The 19,536-nt window shown below is 55.7% G+C and carries 16 protein-coding genes; 15 read left to right on the forward strand and 1 reads right to left on the reverse strand.

The features are described from left to right. The 8 genes from ABD76_RS22545 to ABD76_RS22580 form a co-directional block, all read left to right on the forward strand. Positions 1 to 359, forward strand: a 359-nt coding sequence (locus tag ABD76_RS22545; RefSeq protein ID WP_197257801.1) for an IS630 family transposase, incomplete at its 5' end; no start/stop codon positions are given. Between the two features lie 146 nt (positions 360 to 505). Next, positions 506 to 676, forward strand: coding sequence for a hypothetical protein (locus ABD76_RS22550; RefSeq protein ID WP_197259309.1), 171 nt, complete (start codon positions 506 to 508; stop codon positions 674 to 676). Positions 677 to 1,037: 361 nt separating this feature from the next. Next, positions 1,038 to 1,856: an MIP/aquaporin family protein gene (locus tag ABD76_RS22555; RefSeq protein ID WP_197259310.1), complete on the forward strand. Its 819-nt coding sequence runs from the start codon at positions 1,038 to 1,040 to the stop codon at positions 1,854 to 1,856. Positions 1,857 to 1,896: 40 nt separating this feature from the next. After that, positions 1,897 to 3,387 carry a glycerol kinase GlpK gene (glpK, locus tag ABD76_RS22560; protein ID WP_197259311.1) on the forward strand — a complete coding sequence of 497 codons (1,491 nt, stop codon included), beginning with the start codon at positions 1,897 to 1,899 and terminating at the stop codon, positions 3,385 to 3,387. A 275-nt stretch (positions 3,388 to 3,662) separates the two neighbouring features. Beyond that, entirely contained in the window at positions 3,663 to 5,345 is a 1,683-nt protein-coding gene (locus ABD76_RS22565; RefSeq protein WP_197259312.1) for a glycerol-3-phosphate dehydrogenase/oxidase, read from the forward strand. A gap of 692 nt (positions 5,346 to 6,037) precedes the next feature. Beyond that, positions 6,038 to 6,772: an MBL fold metallo-hydrolase gene (locus ABD76_RS22570; protein WP_197259313.1), complete on the forward strand. Its 735-nt coding sequence runs from the start codon at positions 6,038 to 6,040 to the stop codon at positions 6,770 to 6,772. Then, positions 6,753 to 7,328 carry a TetR/AcrR family transcriptional regulator gene (locus ABD76_RS22575; RefSeq protein ID WP_197259314.1) on the forward strand — a complete coding sequence of 192 codons (576 nt, stop codon included), beginning with the start codon at positions 6,753 to 6,755 and terminating at the stop codon, positions 7,326 to 7,328. The genes ABD76_RS22570 and ABD76_RS22575 overlap by 20 nt, the downstream gene beginning before the upstream one ends. A 229-nt stretch (positions 7,329 to 7,557) precedes the next feature. Then, positions 7,558 to 9,870 (forward strand): ATP-dependent DNA helicase, encoded by a 2,313-nt coding sequence (locus ABD76_RS22580; RefSeq protein WP_197259315.1) that lies wholly within the window; start codon positions 7,558 to 7,560, stop codon positions 9,868 to 9,870. 68 nt (positions 9,871 to 9,938) lie between these two features. On the opposite strand, the gene ABD76_RS22585 is transcribed toward ABD76_RS22580, so the two are convergent. Continuing rightward, positions 9,939 to 10,646, reverse strand: coding sequence for an SGNH/GDSL hydrolase family protein (locus tag ABD76_RS22585; RefSeq protein ID WP_197259316.1), 708 nt, complete (start codon positions 10,644 to 10,646; stop codon positions 9,939 to 9,941). A gap of 268 nt (positions 10,647 to 10,914) precedes the next feature. Here ABD76_RS22585 and ABD76_RS22590 point away from each other — a divergent pair, with 268 nt between their 5' ends. The 7 genes from ABD76_RS22590 (at position 10,915) to ltrA (ending at position 19,445) form a co-directional block, all read left to right on the forward strand. Beyond that, positions 10,915 to 11,520, forward strand: coding sequence for a DUF1836 domain-containing protein (locus tag ABD76_RS22590; RefSeq protein WP_197259317.1), 606 nt, complete (start codon positions 10,915 to 10,917; stop codon positions 11,518 to 11,520). Positions 11,521 to 11,588: 68 nt separating this feature from the next. Continuing rightward, complete coding sequence (locus tag ABD76_RS22595) at positions 11,589 to 12,575, forward strand: AI-2E family transporter (RefSeq protein WP_197259318.1); 987 nt, start codon at positions 11,589 to 11,591, stop codon at positions 12,573 to 12,575. 78 nt (positions 12,576 to 12,653) lie between these two features. Further along, positions 12,654 to 13,178: a hypothetical protein gene (locus ABD76_RS22600; RefSeq protein ID WP_197259319.1), complete on the forward strand. Its 525-nt coding sequence runs from the start codon at positions 12,654 to 12,656 to the stop codon at positions 13,176 to 13,178. Positions 13,179 to 13,318: 140 nt separating this feature from the next. Further along, positions 13,319 to 13,813, forward strand: a complete 495-nt coding sequence (locus tag ABD76_RS22605) for a MarR family winged helix-turn-helix transcriptional regulator (RefSeq protein WP_197259320.1) — start codon at positions 13,319 to 13,321, stop codon at positions 13,811 to 13,813. Beyond that, complete coding sequence (locus tag ABD76_RS22610; RefSeq protein ID WP_197259321.1) at positions 13,810 to 15,537, forward strand: ABC transporter ATP-binding protein; 1,728 nt, start codon at positions 13,810 to 13,812, stop codon at positions 15,535 to 15,537. Before ABD76_RS22605 ends, ABD76_RS22610 begins: the two co-directional genes overlap by 4 nt. Beyond that, positions 15,534 to 17,384, forward strand: coding sequence for an ABC transporter ATP-binding protein (locus tag ABD76_RS22615; protein WP_197259322.1), 1,851 nt, complete (start codon positions 15,534 to 15,536; stop codon positions 17,382 to 17,384). The genes ABD76_RS22610 and ABD76_RS22615 overlap by 4 nt, the downstream gene beginning before the upstream one ends. A gap of 762 nt (positions 17,385 to 18,146) precedes the next feature. After that, on the forward strand, positions 18,147 to 19,445 hold the full coding sequence (gene ltrA, locus ABD76_RS22620) for a group II intron reverse transcriptase/maturase (RefSeq protein ID WP_197253427.1): 1,299 nt from the start codon (positions 18,147 to 18,149) through the stop codon (positions 19,443 to 19,445). Positions 19,446 to 19,536: the final 91 nt, after the last annotated feature.

Raw genomic sequence — 19,536 nt, forward strand, 5'->3', positions numbered from 1 at the left:
CAGCAGAAACGTTTCTCAAATTCTTGAACAAAGTACTTGAAGCATACCCTTCAGGAACCATTACCATGATTCTGGATAATGCCAGAATCCATCACGCCAAGCTACTCGAGCCGTTTCTGAAAGAAAACAAGCGACTGACCTTTGTCTTTCTTCCGCCGTACAGTCCGCAACTGAATATTGTGGAAGGACTCTGGAAGTGGCTCAAAGCGGATGTCGTGAATAACGTCTTCTACCACACTGTAGCTGAGATACGGAAGAATGTCTGCTCTTTCATGAATGCTGTGATGAAAGAACCTCAAGCAATCATCGACCGTCTCTGTGTGCGGATGGAGTCTGATATAGTAGTGGATATTCTTTAGTTCAACTTATATAGATATATAAAATCCATCCAACTAGAGAACGGCTCCTTTCCTCTTTATGGTGTCACACCTGTGCCTGATACACTCACAACATATATCCGGGTCATCCACAGATTCTCGGATAAACTGGAAAATAAGTGGATATAATGAGGCTTCGGCAGCGGCATGTGTTTGTGGGGGACATGAAGGAGCATTATCTGGAGAGCTGCTACCCCGAGAAAATCATGAAATTGAATGTTTCCAAAGTGGCGGAGGAACGGATCGAAGCGGGCGTGGCTCTGATTGCCGACGAATTGAGCAGGGGGCTGCACGGATAATGTAGTACAGCGAAGCAAGCCTTCGCAGATGAATTTCCCGGTATCCGAATTAACCGGCCCAAGCCCGCTCCGAAATATAGACCGACGAACGAAGGCGTGAATTCCGCGTTCGCCTTTTCTTGATCGGCGGTGCCGTTCCGAAAAAATAGGTTCGGGAAATGATAAAAATCATTTGACACCGTTTCCAAAATAGAATAAACTGTGAACTAAGTTAATGATGTTGCGGAGACATGGAGATCTACTTGCAGACGCGCTGATCGCTCTCGACTTGGAGAGTTGTCGCGCGGATGGATAGGTAGGTCTTTTTTGCGTTCCCGTCGAATAATGCTTTTCATTGACTAGAAATGAAGGGGGACTTGGTATGTCGGCATTTTGGGGGGAACTGATTGGGACGATGATTTTGATCGCGCTTGGAGGAGGTGTATGTGCGGGCGTAGCCTTGAAACGGTCCTATGCGGCCAATTCGGGCTGGATCGTGATCGCGATGGGCTGGGGCCTGGCCGTCGCGATGGCGGCCTATGCGGTCGGTCCGATCAGCGGGGCGCATCTGAATCCGGCGCTTACGGTAGGGATGGCGCTGATCGGCAAATTCCCTTGGGCGGATGTGCCCGCCTATATCGCGGCACAGCTTCTCGGCGCCATGGCGGGAGCGGCCCTCGTGTATTTGCATTATTTGCCGCATTGGAAGCTGACGGAGGACGCAGCCGCCAAGCTGGGCGTATTCGCGACAGGGCCGGCGGCGCCGCATCTTTTCGGAAATCTGATGAGCGAGATTATCGGGACGTTTATTCTCGTTCTCGTCATTTTGGCGATTGGCGCCAATGAGCTTACCGCCGGGCTCGGTCCGTTCATTGTCGGATTTCTTATCGTGAGCATCGGCTTGTCGCTGGGCGGAACGACCGGATACGCGATCAATCCCGCGCGCGATCTCGGCCCCCGAATTATGCATATGCTGCTTCCGATTCCGGGCAAGGGCGGCTCCAATTGGGCTTATGCCTGGGTCCCTGTCGCAGGCCCGATGATTGGGGGCGCATTGGGCGGGCTCTTCTACAAAACGGTGTTCCTCGGGCAAGCGGACACCCTCATCTGGGTCGTATCCGGCATCGTCCTTGTCATCGCGGTCATCGCCTTGATCACTTCCCGGCGAGGCGGCAAAGTATCGACCGAGGCGAGATTATAGGCTTCAGCGCAGTTCATTATATGAAATGGAGGAATCGGTGATGGAGAAGTATATTTTATCGATTGATCAGGGGACGACCAGCTCCAGGGCGATTTTATTCAATAAATCAGGCGCAATCATTCATATGGCCAAAAAGGAGTTTACGCAAATTTTCCCTGAACCGGGGTGGGTAGAGCATAATGCGCAGGAGATCTGGGGGACCGTGCTCGCCGTTATTGCAACTTGTCTGATTGAATCGGGCGTGAAGCCGAGCCAGATCGCCGGCATCGGCATTACGAATCAGCGCGAGACGGCCGTCGTCTGGGATAAGGAGTCTGGCCGACCTATCTATAATGCGATTGTATGGCAATCGCGGCAGACGAAAGCGATCTGCGACGAACTTCAGGCGGCGGGACATAGTGAGCTGTTCCGATCGAAGACCGGGCTGCTGATCGATTCTTATTTTTCCGGCACGAAGGTGAAGTGGATTCTTGATCATGTCCCGGGCGCCCGGGAGAGAGCGGAACGCGGGGAGCTCCTGTTCGGCACGATCGATACCTGGCTGATCTGGAAGCTGACCGACGGGGAAGCGCATGTGACGGATTACAGTAACGCGTCCCGCACGCTGATGTACAACATCCATGAGCTGAAATGGGACGACGAGCTGCTGGAAATTCTGGACATTCCGAAGCAGATGCTGCCTGAGGTGCGCTCCTCCTCCGAGATCTACGGCCAGACGGCCGACTATCATTTCTTCGGCGAGCGGGTTCCGATTGCCGGCATCGCCGGAGACCAGCAGGCGGCCCTGTTCGGGCAAGCTTGCTTCAAGCCCGGCATGGCCAAAAACACATATGGAACCGGGTGCTTCATGCTTATGAATACGGGCGAGCAAGCTGTTCAATCCTCTCATGGATTGCTGACGACGATTGCATGGGGAATCGGCGGCAAGTTGGAATATGCGCTCGAAGGCAGCGTATTCGTGGCCGGTTCGGCGATCCAATGGCTGCGCGATGGCCTGCGCATGTTCAAAGATGCCGCCGACAGCGAGCAATATGCAAGCCGCGTCGACTCGACCGATGGCGTATACGTCGTGCCGGCCTTCGTCGGGCTGGGGACGCCATATTGGGACAGCGAAGTGAAGGGCGCTATCTTCGGCTTGACGCGCGGCACGTCGAAGGAGCATCTGATTCGGGCGACGCTGGAGTCTCTCGCTTATCAGACGCTGGATGTGCTTCAGGCGATGGAGGCGGATTCTTCGATTGAATTGACGACGCTGCGCGTGGACGGGGGAGCGGTGCAAAATAATTTCCTGATGCAGTTCCAGAGCGATATGCTCGGCGTGCCGGTGGAACGCCCGCAAGTCAGCGAGACGACCGCGCTGGGAGCCGCTTATCTCGCAGGGCTTGCGGTCGGATATTGGGAGAGCCGGGAGGAGATCGACTCGCTCTGGAGCGTCGAGCGCGACTTCCAGCCGGCGCTGCCGGAGGAGCGGCGGGAAGCGCTGTATGCAGGCTGGAAGAAGGCCATTGCGGCGACCAAAGCATTCAAATAAAGCCGGGTGTAGCGGGGATACCAAAGACCCGGACATATCAGGGATACCGGGGATATCACGGCGATCATCGCAAATTCGCAGAATTTATGGATATGCGCCGGGGAAATCGGCTATATCGTTCATATCGGAATCATTGTGCACAAGTTAATAATATCAATCAGTTGGAGAACGGGGGAACTGCAATCGCACTACAGTCTGTGGCTGTGGTGTTGTTGCAGTTTTTTCTATCGGCGAGACAACCACTATTTCAATTACTGCAGCGAGGAGGTTCACCTATGACAACTGCAACATTTTCTTCTGCACATCGCAAACAGATCGCGGATGCTATGGGCCGGACGCCGCTGGACGTCATCGTCATCGGCGGCGGCATCACCGGAGCGGGCATTGCGCTCGATGCGGCGACCCGCGGACTGACGACGGCCTTGTTCGAAATGCAGGATTTCGCGGCGGGGACATCGAGCCGTTCAACGAAGCTGGTGCATGGCGGGCTCCGGTACTTGAAGCAGTTCGATGTAAGCACGGTTGCCGAGGTCGGCAAGGAACGGGCCATCGTCTATGAGAACGGACCGCATGTGACGACTCCGGAATGGATGCTGCTGCCGATTCACCGCGGCGGGACCTTCGGCAAGTTCAGCACCGGCATTGGCTTGCGCGTCTACGACTTCCTTGCCGGGGTCAAGCATAGCGAGCGCCGGCGCATGCTGTCCGGGCAGGAGACGATAGAGCGTGAACCGCTGTTAAAGCGGGAAGGCTTGCTGGGCGGCGGTTATTACGTAGAGTACCGGACGGATGACGCGCGCTTGACGATCGAGGTAATGAAGGAAGCGGTACGTCACGGCGCAATGGCGCTTAATTATATGAAGGCCGACTCCTTCCTCTACCAGGACGGGAAGCTGCGCGGCGTGCGCGTCGTGGATCGGGAGGACGGCCAGGAGTATCAGTTCTATGCCAAGACGATTATTAATGCGGCGGGCCCATGGGTGGATGAGCTTCGCGATCGGGATCATTCCAAGACGGGCAAGCATCTCCAATTGTCCAAAGGAGTGCATCTCGTCATCGATCAGGCGAAGTTCCCGCTCAAGCAAGCGATCTATTTCGATACGCCCGACGGGCGTATGGTATTCGCGATTCCGCGTGACGGCAAAACGTATGTCGGCACCACCGACACGTTCTACAAGGGCGACCCCGCCCATCCTGTCATGACGAAGGACGACCGCGATTATATTATGGACGCTATCGCGTTCATGTTCCCGTCGGTGCGGCTGACCGCCGACGATATCGAGTCGAGCTGGGCCGGGGTCAGACCGCTCATCTATGAAGAAGGAAAGAGCGCGTCCGAGATCTCGCGCCGGGATGAAATCTGGCAGTCGCCTTCCGGCTTGATCACGATTGCCGGCGGCAAGCTGACCGGATACCGCAAGATGGCGGAGACGGTCGTCGATCGCGTCATGCAGCGGATGGCCAAGGAAGACGGCCGCCCGTTCGTGCCGGTCAAGACGAAGCAGATGCCGATCTCCGGCGGCCATGTCGGCGGCTCCTCCGCCTTCCCGGGATTCGTGGAGGCGAAGATGGAGGAGGGCGTCCGCCGCGGTCTGGATGCCGCGCTGGCCCGGCGGTGGGCTCGCATGTACGGCTCCAATGCGGACCGCCTCTTCGCGCTCGCGGAGCGGTATCGCGACGAAGCCGCATCCGGCGGCCTTCCGCTCGATGTCCTCGTTCCGCTCGCATATGCGGTGGAGGAAGAGATGGCGCTCAAGCCGGCAGATTTCTTCATTCGAAGAACCGGCGCCTTGTTCTTCAATATCGACTGGGTCCGGCAATGGAAGGAGCCGGCCATCGAGTGGATGGCCGCTCACCTGGGCTGGACGCGGGAAAAAAAGGCGAGCGGTGCCGCAGAGCTGGACCGCTATCTGCATGAAGCGGTCGTTCCGCAAGTGGAAGCGGCAGGGGAGCAATAACAGGACAGATGGGGACAGGCAGGAAACCGGGGGGAATCCCGCGAAACTCAGGGGAACCCAGGAAGATCCAGTGACCCAGGGAAACGAAGGGAGTAGGGGGAAGCGGCGGACTTGTCCGGGGGTCGCGGCTGCCCCCGAGTATGCCAAGAGTTGCATCGATCGGTTCGGAAACGCTGCAGCAATGCTGTAAAAATGCAGTATTTGTGTCTCGGCGCCTATGTCGTGATCGGAATGCTGCAAAAGTGCAGGAATTTTCGCCCTTATCGCCTGAAAAGGAGACAAAGTAGAATGAAAAGATGTATTTTTGCAGGAATATGACTAAATAAGGGACTATCTGGGGTAAATTGATGCAGCTGTGCAGGATTTTCAACCAAGTGGACCGATCAAGCTTCTGGACGAATCGAACCTTCGGGCGAACCTGAGCAACTGGGATAGAGCAGAGCAACCTGGCGGCGTCGAACAGGGGATGCCATGTAGGTTCATAACGCCAAAAAAACACCCGTTAAGGGTGTTTTTTTGTTGCCCGGCCTGTATGATCCCACTGTCTTATGTCTGCAATGGCGCTCTTATGTCACTCCCCGGGGATGGCATTCTGCTCAAAATGTGTGAGCAGGAAAAATAAATGATTGCACAAACTAATAACATTAGTTATTATACTAATATAATTAGTTAAGCAATCGGAGGTGATTGCCATGCGCGTAACCCGCCATGAGCATATCTATCAATTAACGTGGTTCCCGGGACTGTTCCCCGTGAATGTCTATCTGGTCGAAGAAGAGAAGGAGCTTGCCTTGATCGATGCCGGGCTGCCCCTCAGTCTCAAGGGCATCCTGAGCACGGCCGCGAAGCTGGGCAAGCCGATTACCCGCATCGTGTTGACGCATGCCCATGACGATCATGTCGGTTCGCTGGATGCGTTGAAGGCGGCCTTGCCGCAAGCGGAGGTCTCGATTTCGCAGCGGGATGCCAAGCTGCTGCGTGGCGACCGCTCGCTGGAGCCGGGGGAGCCCGGGATGCCGATTCGCGGCGGGGTGCCGACCTCGGTCAAGACGGTGCCGGATCGGCTGCTGCGCGACGGCGATCGCATCGGCTCCTTGCTTGCCGTGGCCGCGCCGGGACATACGCCGGGGCTGATGGCCTTCCTCGACACGCGCAGCCGGGCTCTTATCGCCGGAGATGCCTTCCAGACGCAGGGCGGCGTGGCCGTGTCCGGCAAAATGAAGCTGCGGTTCCCGTTCCCGGCGTTCGCTACCTGGAACCTGGGGGAATCTATCGCGAGCGCGCGCAAGCTGCGCGCGCTGGAGCCGACTCTGCTGGCGGCCGGCCATGGGCCGATGCTGCCGCATCCGGCGGCAGCAATCGATAAGGCGATTCAGGAAGCAGAACATGTATGGAGGAATCAGCATCATGCCAAGGAAATCCATTGATCGATCGTTAATTGTGCACACCGCCGCAGAAATTGCGGATGCGGACGGCCTCAGCCAGGTGACGCTGGCCGCGGTTGCGGAGCGGCTCGGCATCAAGTCGCCCTCGCTGTACAACCATGTCCGGGGGCTCCCGGGGCTTCGCACCGGGCTGGCGCACTACGGCCTGCTGCAGCTAAGAGAGTCGCTGGCGCGCGCGGCGGTCGGGAAGTCGGGCGAGGCAGCCATCGACGCGATCGGGTTCGCTTATGTCAACTTCGTCCGCCAGCATCCGGGAGTGTACGAAGCGACGATGTCGCCGCCGGATTTTAACGACCCGGATATTCAAGCCGCATCCGACTCGATATTGGAGCTGCTGCTTGATGTGCTTGGCGAATACAACTACGAGCAGGCCGACGCCTTCCATGTCGTGCGCGGTTTGCGCAGCCTGTTGCATGGCTTCGCCACGCTGGAGATGAAGCAGGGCTTCCGCATGGAGCTGGAGCGGGACGAGAGCTTGAAGCGGATGCTTCATACGTATGTGCGCGGGCTGGAAGCAGCAGGCCCGGGAAGGAAATGAGCTCCCTCGGTTCTGCTGCTGAAGACGAATTTGCTGCAGAACGGCTGGCACCAGGCGGTTAGCTCCAGGCGGCAGGATTCAGACGGCCTTGCTGCAGGCCGCTGCGGGGAGCTTGAGGAATTTGCGTTGAGGCCGTGAACGCTGTGCACCCGGCACTTTGGCCTGAATTGCGGTATAATCGGTATAATGAGTTACAGATTCAGGCAATGACAGGAATCGGGAGAATGCGATGACGTATACGATACAATTATCCGTGCGTTCGCTGGTGGAGCATGTGTTCCTGAGCGGCAGCATCGACAGCGGCTTTCGGGCCGCAAGCTCGATGACGGATGGGACGAAGGCCCATCAACGGGTTCAGGAAAGCTATGGAGAGGCGGACCAAAAGGAAGTGTATTTGCAGGCCGATATCCGGTACGGCGATCTGTGCTTCCGGATCGACGGCCGCTGTGACGGCCTGCTCCGGTCCGGCGAGGAGACGATAGACGAGATCAAGTCGACATCGGGGGACATCAGTCTGATTATGGAGGATTCGTATCCCGTGCATTGGGCGCAGGCCTGCTGTTACGCCTATATGTACGCGAAAGAGCATGGCCGCGATCGGATGGCGGTGCAGCTCACCTATGTCCATGTTCGCACGGAAGAGGCCAAGCGGTTCAAGCGGGTGCTGACCTTCGCCGAGCTGGAGGCCTTCGTGCTGGACGTTATCGGACAGTATGCGCCTTATGCGGCGATGCGGCGGGATCACGAGCAGCGGCGGCAGGAGAGCATCCGGGAGCTGCCGTTCCCCTTCGACGCATACCGGGCAGGGCAGCGGAAGCTGGCCGGAGCCGTATATACGTCGATCGCGCAGGGCAGCGGCCTGTTCGCGATGGCGCCGACCGGCATCGGCAAGACGATGTCGACCTTGTACCCTGCGGTAAAGGCAATGGGGGAAGGGCTGATCCGGCGGATTCTCTATATTACGGCCAAGACGACGACGCGCGCGGCTGCCGAGGATGCTTGCGCGCGGATGGCGTCGAAGGGCCTCATCATGCAATCGGTTACGTTGACCGCCAAGGATAAGATCTGCTTCCAGGAGGAGACCCGCTGCCAGCCGGATTATTGCGAATATGCCGACGGCTATTATGACCGGATTAACGGGGCGATTATGGATATTTTGACCCATGAGACGCAGATGACCCGCCCGGTCATTGAGCGGTACGCCCGCAAGCACCGGGTATGCCCGTTTGAATTCTCGCTTGATCTTGCCTATGCGGCCGATGCGGTCATTTGCGATTATAATTATGTGTTCGATCCGCGCGTCTCGATGAAGCGGTGGGCGGAAGAACAGAAGAAGGAGACGGCGCTCCTGATCGATGAGGCGCATAATCTGGTCGACCGGGCGCGGGATATGTATTCGGCCGAACTGGTCAAGTCTGCGTTCCTGCAGTTGAAGCGCGAGTTCAAGGAAGTGAACCGCGCGATTCACGACGCGGCCCAGGCGGTGAATGCCTATTTCATCGCCCTGCGGAAGCGGTGTGCGGATCAGGGCGGCCTGACGGACATGGAGCTGCCTGAAGATCTGCTTGCGCTGTTGGACGGATTCGTCGCCCAAGCCGAACCGGTGCTGCTGAGCGGCGGGGGAACGCCCGCCCACGCGATGCTGCTCGACGCGTATTTCGCGGCGTCAGCCTTCGTCCGCATCGCGAAGCTCTACGATGAGCGGTTCACGACGTACGCCGAAGTCGGGCGGAATGAGGTCCGGCTGAAGCTGTTCTGTCTCGATCCGTCCTTCCTGCTCGCTCAGGCGGGGAAGCGGTACCGCTCGATTATCCGCTTCTCCGCGACCTTGACGCCGATGTCCTATTATATGGACCTGCTGGGGGGCAATCGGGAGGAGGACTACACGCTCTCCCTGCCTTCTCCATTCGCCCAAGAGCAGTGGGATGTGCGGCTGCACCCGCTCTCGACCCGGTACCGGGAGCGGGAACGGACGAAGGTCCCGCTCGTGCAGGCGATTCGAGGCGTAGTGGAGGAGCGGAGCGGCAATTATTTAGTGTTCTTCCCCTCGTATCCGTACTTGCAGGAGGTATACGAAGCCTTCATCGCGGAAGGCAGCCCGGTCGATACGCTGGTGCAGGAGGCGGGGATGACAGAAGAGGAGCGGGAGCGGTTCCTGGATGCTTTCCAGCCGGATCGGACAGGCACGCTGGTCGGGTTCGCCGTGCTTGGCGGCGTCTTCTCGGAGGGGGTAGACCTGCAGGGAGAGCGGCTGACGGGCGTCATCGTCGTCGGCGTCGGCCTGCCGCAGCTTGGCCTGGAGCGGAACATTATTCGCGACTACGTTAACCGCACGGGGAAAAACGGGTACAACTATGCCTATGTCTATCCCGGGATGAACAAGGTGCTTCAGGCCGGAGGCAGGCTGATCCGTTCGGAGCACGACACCGGAACGCTCGTGCTAATCGACGACCGGTTCCTGCAGCCGCCCTATCGGCAGATGCTGCCGCAGGAGTGGATGAATTACCGGCTTCCCGGCGCGGAAGAGGCAAATATCGAGTAAGTCAAGCAAGCCGGGTGATCGTCTGAATAGACGTCCTCCGGCTTGTTTTCCGTGGTAAGCAATACATTTCATTTCAACAAATGACGGTAACGGCTCTCCAAATAGCTCATCAGCTCCTGGGCGATCACCTGGTGGCCCTGCTCGTTCGGGTGTATCCCGTCGGCGCACAGATAATTCCGGTAATCGAATGCCCGCAGGAACGCGCCTCGAACATCGATCCAGCGCGTATTCATCTCCTCGGCGACCCGGATGATGGCGGCATTGTAGCGTTCATGCCACCAATAAATCCGGCTGACGCTGCCCAGCCAGGATAAGATATTCGCGGCGGCGGAGTCGTCGTTCTTGCTGATCCACCGGAAATACCGATCCGCATCCAGCGGCGGCAGGGACATCAGCACCGGAACGATCCCATGGTCCTTCAAGGTGCGGATCATGTCCTTCAACGTCTGCGTGTAGCGCTCCAGATCGGTGTTCGGCTCATGAAGCTCCCCGGGCTGGCGGGCGATTTTGTCCCAATCGAAGTCGCAATCATTGCCCCCGAATTCCAGCAGCACGATATCCGGGCGCCGGCTCAGGACATCCTGCTTCAGCTTCTCGGCTCCCTTCGTAACGAGGCAGCCGAATCGTCCCGCGTTCGTCACGATCCCGTTCAGGCGGCGTTGAACGAGCTGCCCGAAGCTGTCGGCCAGCTTGGCATATCTGCCCTTCTCTTCATCGTACACGATCCCCTTCGCAATCGAGTCGCCGTACAGAACGATATTGCATGGCTTTTCCATCTCCAATCGAACCTCCCGTGAATTCGTATCCGAATATCCCGTCTTATTTATGATAGGCGCGTGCCCGCGCATCGTATGTGTTTACGAAAGTTGATATGTAGTAATAAAAACTACATGATGGTATATATGAATTATAACATGTGATTTGAAGAAGTAAATAGAAGAGTTTTTTGCATTGTAGCCTCTTGTCTTTGGCATATGGTAGTATGAAGAAATGAATGGGACAGCATCGTTTGAGTTGCGCCCCCAGCAAGAAGGAGAGGAAGATATGGAAGACGCAACCTTGAAGGAGCATATCGAAGCCCTGTACCGGGGCATCGCGGCGATGCCCGATATCGAGCCGGCGGAAATCCCGAAGCTCGATCTGTATATGGATCAGGTCATTACATTGTTCGAAAGCGTGCTGGAGCCGACGAAGCGGCATCCCGAGGACAAGCTGCTGACGAAGACGATGATCAATAATTACACCAAGGACAAGCTGCTGCTTCCGGCGAAAAATAAGAAATATTCTCCCGAGCATATCATTCAAATGGCCCTGATCTATCATTTGAAGCAGTCGTTGTCGATCGGCGACATCAAGACGCTGTTCCAGGCCACGCTTCATCGGGAGGATGTGGACGGATGGAAGGTGTACGAGCGGTTCCTCCGCCTGAAGGAGGAGCAGGCTCCTCAACTGGAGCAAGCCGTCGCGGCCCAGACCGAAGCGGTGGCAGCGGCCGGGGAGAGCCAGGCCTTCACGCTGCTCGCCGTATTGACCTTCATACATCAGGCAAATACGTATAAGCGTCTGGCCGAGAAACTGATTGACGATCTGGAAAAGCGCATGGCGAAGGACAAGGATAAAGACAAAGAGAAGGGCAAAAAGTCCTCCTGAATGGCTATGCCGGCGTGCCGCCCGGAACATGCGGCAACCTACACCACGAAGAAGTTCAGGAGGGAACGATGTTCAGGGATCGCAAAACATTATACTATTTGGGCCTGTTCACCGCGGGGCTGCTGCTCTACAAACTGGTGGACAATATTGGGGGCGTCCTGCATTTTTTCTCCACGCTGATGTCCTTGATGACGCCTTTTTTCATTGCGTTTTTTATCGCTTATTTGCTCCGGCCGCTGGTCAACGCGCTGGAGGCGAAGCTGTTCTCCCGGCAGAGGCTGCGCAGGCTGTACAGCATTCTTATCGTCTATACGCTGTTCCTCGGACTCATCTTTATCGGAATCACGGTCATCACCCCGAGAATTATTGACAGCGTCAGCACGCTGCTCGCCGGCCTGCCCCAGTATATCGCGGGGACGGAGCAGTGGATGCGCGGCCATGTGCTGGAGCAGGAATGGTTCGCCAAATCGGGAATCGACGCCAAACTGGGGGAGTTCCTCTCGTCCGCTTCCATCCAGATCAGCGAGTTCGTTCGGCTCATCCTGAACAATTTGTTGTCCGGCCTGCTGTCGATAACGACGACGCTGCTGAATCTCGTCATCGGCTTCATCGTCTCGATTTATCTGCTGAAGGACAAGGAAGTGATCGGCCGCGGCGCGCAAAAGATTCTGGTTGCCCTGTTGGGACAGGGACGGGCTGCATCGGTGGTCGAGTTCGTGAAACGGATTGACACGACCTTCTCCCAATATTTTGTCGGGGTTATTTTGGATGCGATGATTATCGGCTCGATCGTCTTTTTGGGGCTGCTCGTGTCCCCGATGCAGGCGCTGTGGAATGTGCTCTTTATTTTCATTATCCAGCAGTTGGACGGCTATTATATCGGCCCGAAGGTTATCGGTAACAAGGTGGGCATCGGCCCGCTGTGGATTATATTCGCGATTATTATCGGGGGCGGCTTCTTCGGGCTCATCGGCATGTTCATCGCGGTGCCCGTGGTGGCGGTCATCAAGACCGCGTTCGATTCCTATATCGAGCGCCGTTTGTCGTCGATGTAACCCGGTTGTTTTTGCAGATGGGCTGCACAGTGTCAGTAGGAATTAGGATGCCTTCCGGGCGGTCAGGAGCGGATTGCAATGAAAAGATGGGTTGGTCTGGGTGCGCTCTTAATTATAGGTTTGACGGCAGCCTTACTCTTTCGTTCTGAAGCAGAGTCGGCCGAAGAATGGTTGAGGCATCAGGGGTTTGATGCCGAGCTGCTGCATCAGGAGACCATGCCAGGAGACATCGGCATTATCGTTTTTCATGATTTGAATCTGAAAGAGATGAACATCGCCTTTTTACAATCAAGCGGGTTGAAAATAAACGGGTGGGTGCGCAACGACTTCCCCCACCCCGATCCTCCCGAATCGATAAGCTATAAATATTCTCGCCTCCCGCTCGGCAGCACTGACCTGGTCGTACTCTACGGCCTCGTTACTGATCCGGATGTCGTCAATGTGGAAATTCGCATTCCCCGCCACGAACAAGAGGAGGTCATGGATATCAAGATGGCGCCGGTCATTCGATCGTCAGATGGGGCGGTCTGGTACACCGTGCTGGAAGAAGAGCTCACCGGCGCGCAATCAGTCAAGATACAACTGGAAGGACTCAAAAAGTAGGCTGTTCCTCTTTTCCTATAAAGAGGGGCAGCTCCTTTTTTTGGGATTTGACATCGGTAAGGTCCGAAAATATAATTAGGTTACCAAATAAATAGGTTGCCTAACTAATTTAAATTTTAGGCAACGAGGGGGTAAACGAGATGCATGAGGAGGGAACGACAACCGAGCGGCTGATGAGGGCCTTCAAGCTCTTCAACAAGGCGGAATGGCATCGCCGTTCGATTGAAGGACATAAGCCGAGCGAGCTGCATGTCATGATGGTTCTCATGCGTACGATGAAGCGGGAGAAGCAAGGGCTGATGGTGTCCGAGATCAGCAACATGCTGCATGTCACTTCACCGACGATTACGCAATTAATCAAGGGCATGGAGAGCAAGGGGCTTGTCACCCGGAACGCCGATCCCGAGGATCGGCGGGTCATACGGATTGCGCTGACCGACAAAGGCATCGCGGTAACGAAAAAAGCGAAAGCCGTCATGACGGAATATTTCCACGGGCTGATTGAGCGCCTGGGTGAGGAGGACAGCGAGAAGCTGGCCGAACTGCTCACCAAAGTGTACACGTATTTTCAAGACAATCCTCCAATTCCTTGGAGGGAGATAGAGAAGCGCACGAGTGGAGATGATCATGAATGATGAAATTATTCCGCTTCCTGAAGCCGTTCCGGCTTCCGGTGGCCTTCGTGCTGGGGCTGGTCTTCTTCCAGTCGCTGGCCGAGCTGTATCTGCCGACGCTGATGTCGGATATCGTCGATATCGGCATTGTGAACGGAGATACGGCTTATATTTGGAAAATGGGCGGGTGGATGCTCCTGGTCGCCGCAGGCGGAACGTTATGCGCTATCGCGGGCAGCTACCTGTCCGCGAAGGTGGCGTCCGGCTTCGGCCGCAATCTGCGGCGGCGCCTGTTCACCCATGTGGAGAACTTCTCGCTGCAGGAGTTCGACAAGATCGGGACGGCTTCTCTGATTACCCGGACGACCAATGATATTACCCAGGTTCAGCAGGTGCTGGTCATGATCCTCCGGATGATGATCAGCGCGCCGATGATGTGTATCGGCGGCATTATTATGGCGGTGTCGAAGGATGCGAAGCTGACGCTCGTGCTGGCGGTCGTCATTCCGGTGCTGGCCTTGGCCATTTTTGCCGTAGCCGGCAAAGGGATTCCGCTTTTCAAGGCGATGCAGAAAAAGCTGGACAAGCTGAACCTTGTCCTGCGCGAAAATCTGACCGGAATCCGGGTCATTCGTTCCTTCAACCGGATCAACCATGAGAAGACGCGGTTCAACGACGCGAATGCCGACTTGACCGGCACGGCCTTGAAGGTGAACCGCATTATGTCGTCGATGATGCCGATCATGATGATCACTCTGAATTTCTCGACGATTGCGATCATCTGGTTCGGAAGCATCCGCATCGACAACGGCAGCATGCAGGTAGGCTCTTTAATGGCCTTTATTCAATATGCGATGCAAATCATGTTTTCTGTCATTATGGTTTCCATTATTTTTGTGATGATTCCAAGAGCGTCCGCGTCTGCGGTCCGGATTAACGAGGTGCTCGGCATGGAGCCGGAGATCCACGATCCTTCGGAACCGAAGCGGGCGTCCGGCAGACGGGGCCATATTCAATTCGACAATGTCACCTTCAGCTATCCGGGGGCAGAGATGCCGGCCCTCTCGAATATCTCGTTCGAGACCGGTCCGGGAGAGATGACCGCGATTATTGGCGGAACCGGGGCCGGCAAGTCGACGCTAATCAGCTTGATACCGCGCTTCTATGATATCGACAGCGGCAGTATCCGGGTGAATGGCGTTGACGTCCGGGAGTGGAAGCAGGAGGAGCTTCGGGAGAAGATTGGACTCGTGCCGCAGAAGGCCGTGCTGTTCACCGGTACGGTGGCGGACAATATCCGGTACGGCAAGGAGGACGCGACCGACGAAGAGGTGAAGCATGCGGCCGATATCGCCCAGGCGACGGACTTCATCTCCAATATGCCGGAGGGCTTCGATTCTCCGATAGCGCAGGGCGGTTCGAACGTATCCGGCGGGCAGAAGCAGCGCCTGTCGATTGCGCGGGCCTTGGTACGGCGGCCGGAAATTTATATATTCGACGACAGCTTCTCGGCGCTTGATTTCAAGACCGATGCGAAGCTGCGCGCGGCGCTTCGGCCGGAGACCCGGGATGCGGCCGTTCTGCTGGTCGCCCAACGGGTCAGCACCGTCATGGATGCCGATCGAATCATTGTGCTGGATGAAGGACGGATCGCGGGAATAGGCACGCATCGCGAATTGATGGAGACGTGTCCGGTGTACCGTGAGATAGTATCCTCCCAGCTGTCAGAGGAGGAGATCGCATGAGCAGAGATAATCGGCCAAAAGCGGGCGGACACCGCGGCCCGATGGGCGGGCCGCCGATGGGGATGCCCATGGAAAAGGCGAAGGATTTCAAGGGTACGCTCAAGCGGCTCGTCGGCTATTTGAAGCCGCGGAAATATCAATTAATCGCGGTCGTGGCGATGGCTATCCTCAGTACCGTCTTCACGATCCTGGGCCCTAAGATTATGGGGAAGGCGACCACCTCGCTGTTCGAGAGCTTGATGGGGAGAACCGCCATTGACTTTGCTTATATTGGGGATATATTGCTTGTCTTAATCGGATTGTATGTCGTCAGCGCGCTGTTCAGCTATTTTCAGCAATATTTGATGGCCGGCGTGGCGCAAAATATTGTGTACGAGATGCGCAAACAGGTCAATGACAAGCTGAGCCGGCTGCCGCTGAAATATTTCGACGCCCGGACGCATGGCGAGATTTTAAGCCGGGTGACCAATGATGTCGATAACATCAGCAGCACGCTGCAGCAGAGCTTGACGCAGTTGATCACCTCGATCGTGACCTTGGTCGGCGTCGTGGTGATGATGCTGACCATCAGCCCGCTCATGACCCTGATCTGCCTGCTGACGCTGCCGCTCAGCTTCGTCGTGACGATCGTGATCGCGAAGCGGTCGCAGAAGCATTTCAAGGGTCAGCAGACGTCCCTCGGGGAATTGAACGGCCATGTCGAGGAAATGTACACCGGCCACAAAATCATCAAAGCCTTCGGTCATGAGGAAAAATCGGTGGCCGCGTTCGACGGCATCAATGAAAAGCTGTATGAGTCCGGCTTCCGGGCGCAATTCATCTCCGGGATGATCATGCCGCTGATGAACTTCATCGGCAACATCGGCTATGTGCTTATTTGCGTGGTCGGGGGCGTGCTCGTTACCCAGCGCACCATCCAGATTGGCGACATTCAGGCGTTCATCCAATATGCGCGCCAGTTCACCCAGCCGATTGCGCAGACCGCCAATATTGCCAATATCATTCAATCTACCGTCGCGTCGGCGGAACGGGTATTTGAAGTGCTCGATGAAGCCGAGGAAATGCCGGAGGCGGCTCCGGCGAAGACGATCGCTCATCCGGCGGGCCAAGTCCGCTTCGATCACGTTCGCTTCGGCTACAAGGAGGATGCGGTCCTGATCGAGGATATGAACATCGACGTCAAGCCGGGACAGAAGGTCGCCATCGTCGGGCCGACCGGGGCCGGGAAGACGACGCTGATCAACCTGCTGATGCGCTTCTATGAGATTAACGACGGAGCGATCACGATCGATGGCGTCAATATTACCGCCATGGAGCGGGGGAATTTGCGCAGTCTCTTCGGCATGGTGCTGCAGGATACATGGCTGTTCAACGGCACCATCCGCGACAATATCGCTTACGGACGGCTGGGCGCGACGGAAGAAGAGATCGTGCAGGCGGCCCAGGCCGCGCATGCGGATCACTTTATCCGCACGCTGCCGGATGGCTATGATACGGTGCTGAACGAGGAAGCATCGAATATTTCGCAGGGCCAGAAGCAGCTGCTGACGATTGCCCGCGCCATTCTTGCCGATCCGGCGATTCTGATTCTGGACGAGGCGACGAGCAGCGTCGATACGCGGACGGAGCTGTATATCCAGAAGGCGATGCAGGAGCTGATGAAGAACCGCACCAGCTTCGTTATTGCCCACCGCTTGTCTACGATCCGGGATGCCGATCTGATTCTCGTCATGAATCAGGGCTCCGTGATTGAGCAGGGGACGCATGAGGAACTGCTGCAGCAGGGCGGCTTCTATGCGGATCTGTACAACAGCCAATTTACCGGCCGTCTGGTCGACGTCGGGTAACGCTGCCCACCAAAGGCGCACCTTCGGGTGCGTCTTTTTTGATGTTTTCGGCGTGTCATAGACAAAAAGCTGCTCAGGTGCAGTATTTCGTTCCATTCGAAGCGGGATTTGGTGAAACTCCTGCAAATCTGCATCCTTTATCCCTTAAATCGGTGCTACAAGCTGAAAGGGGATGAAATTGATGCATATTTGCAGGCTTGCCTTTTTCGATAATGAATTCCGTTGAGAAACCTGCACTTTTGGAGCGACCAAGCATAGGTCGAGTGAGGTAGCAGGTGTGAACCCTGCTTGGAAAGGCACTAACCACGCCACCAATAACGAGTCTTGGAGCGAACATGGTAACAGGTTCGTTTAAGCGTAGACAGATAGGATGTAGGCCTGAAAGTGATTGAGCCACGAAATGCAGAAATCGGGAAGGCCGACAGTGTCAAAAAGCTGGAAGGCAATACTCCGCTAAGCGAAAAAAAAGGTGAGTTTAGACGGAGCTTCCCCGGGGTCGAAGAGCCAGGCATGCATACCAATAATCACTCGGCAACTTGGGAGACCCTGACGCTCTTCCGAAGACAAGTACTCTTTAGGAACGACTTTGGGAGTATGGCGGCCAAGCGATGAAACGCAAGAAAGCCAAACGGCAGTCAGGGAGTCGGATCGCCGCATAGTACCGAAGAAGCCGATGTAATGTTGGCAGAGGGAAGGCAGGCGACACAACAATCGATCTTGTTAAGGAAACATATACTGCACAACGGAGGCAGCAGAATCAATATGGAAACCAAATTAGCAAGAATAGCAACTATGGCCAAGTCAGACCCGAATCTAAGATTCACTTCCATAGGACACCTCATCAATGAGGAAGCGCTTATAGCTTGCCACAGGAAGATGAAACCGGGGAAGGCTACAGGAGTAGATGGCATAACGAAAGAGATGTACGAGCGTGAATTGGAAGCCAACGTAAAGAATCTGGTGGACCGGCTGAAGAAGAAAAGCTACCGGCCACTGCCGGCACGAAGGACGTATATCCCCAAGGACGAGAAAAGCAGAAGGCCGCTTGGCATACCCGCTTACGAGGACAAACTGGTGCAGATGGCACTCAAACGACTGCTCGAGGCGATATATGAACAGGACTTTCTGGAAAATTCCTACGGATTTCGGCCGGGGCGAAGCATGCACGATGCGCTAAAACGGGTTACATACAACATGGAACGAGGGAAAATGGAGTATGTAGTCGATGCGGATATCTCGGGTTTCTTCAATCATGTGAACCATGAATGGTTGATGAAATTTCTGGATAAAAGAATCGGGGACCCAAACATCCACCGCCTTGTGAGAAGAATGCTCATTGCAGGGATACAGGAAAACGGGGTATTCGAACCGAGTGAAGAAGGAACCCCTCAAGGTTCTGCAGTATCCCCGCTGTTAGCGAATATTTACCTGCATTACGTGCTGGACCTATGGTTCGATGCGGCCGTGAAGAAGCAATTGAGGGGCCGAGCGGAAATGGTGCGGTTCGCAGATGACTTCGTGTGCATGTTTCAGTTCAAAGACGATGCCGAGCGATTTTATTATGCTCTGCTCAAGCGCTTGGCTAAATTCAATTTAACAGTGGCAGAAGAGAAAACAAAGATTATACGATTTGGCCGCTTCGCTGAGGCTGCAAGGAGGAAAGCCGGCCTGGGAAAGCCGGACACGTTCGACTTTCTGGGATTTACCCATTACTGTGGGAAAAGTCGAACGGGGGGCTTTCGAGTCAAACGCAAAACGAGCAAGAAGAAATTCAGGCAGAAAATAAAAGCGTTTGACGCATGGATGAAACAAGCGAGACATAAGGAACTAACCTTAACTATACCAAAGATTCGTGCGAAATTAATAGGCCATTTCCGCTACTACGGAATAACGGATAACTTCAAGAGCATAAGAACGTACGCATACTTGGTACAGAAATCCATGTTCAAATGGCTAAACCGTAGAAGCCAACGGCAGAGTTACAGCAAAGAGAAATTCTATGACCTCGTCAAACGCTGGAATCTGCCGAAGCCGCGCATCTATGTCAATATCTACGGCTAAGAAAAAAAACCATACGTTGTAAATGATTGATGTGAAGAGCCGTATGCGTTAATTGCGCACGTACGGATCTGTGAGGGGTAGGGGCTCAATC

Origin of the sequence: Paenibacillus dendritiformis, from assembly GCF_015845845.1 — a bacterium.
Taxonomy (GTDB): Bacteria; Bacillota; Bacilli; order Paenibacillales; family Paenibacillaceae; genus Paenibacillus_B; species Paenibacillus_B dendritiformis_C.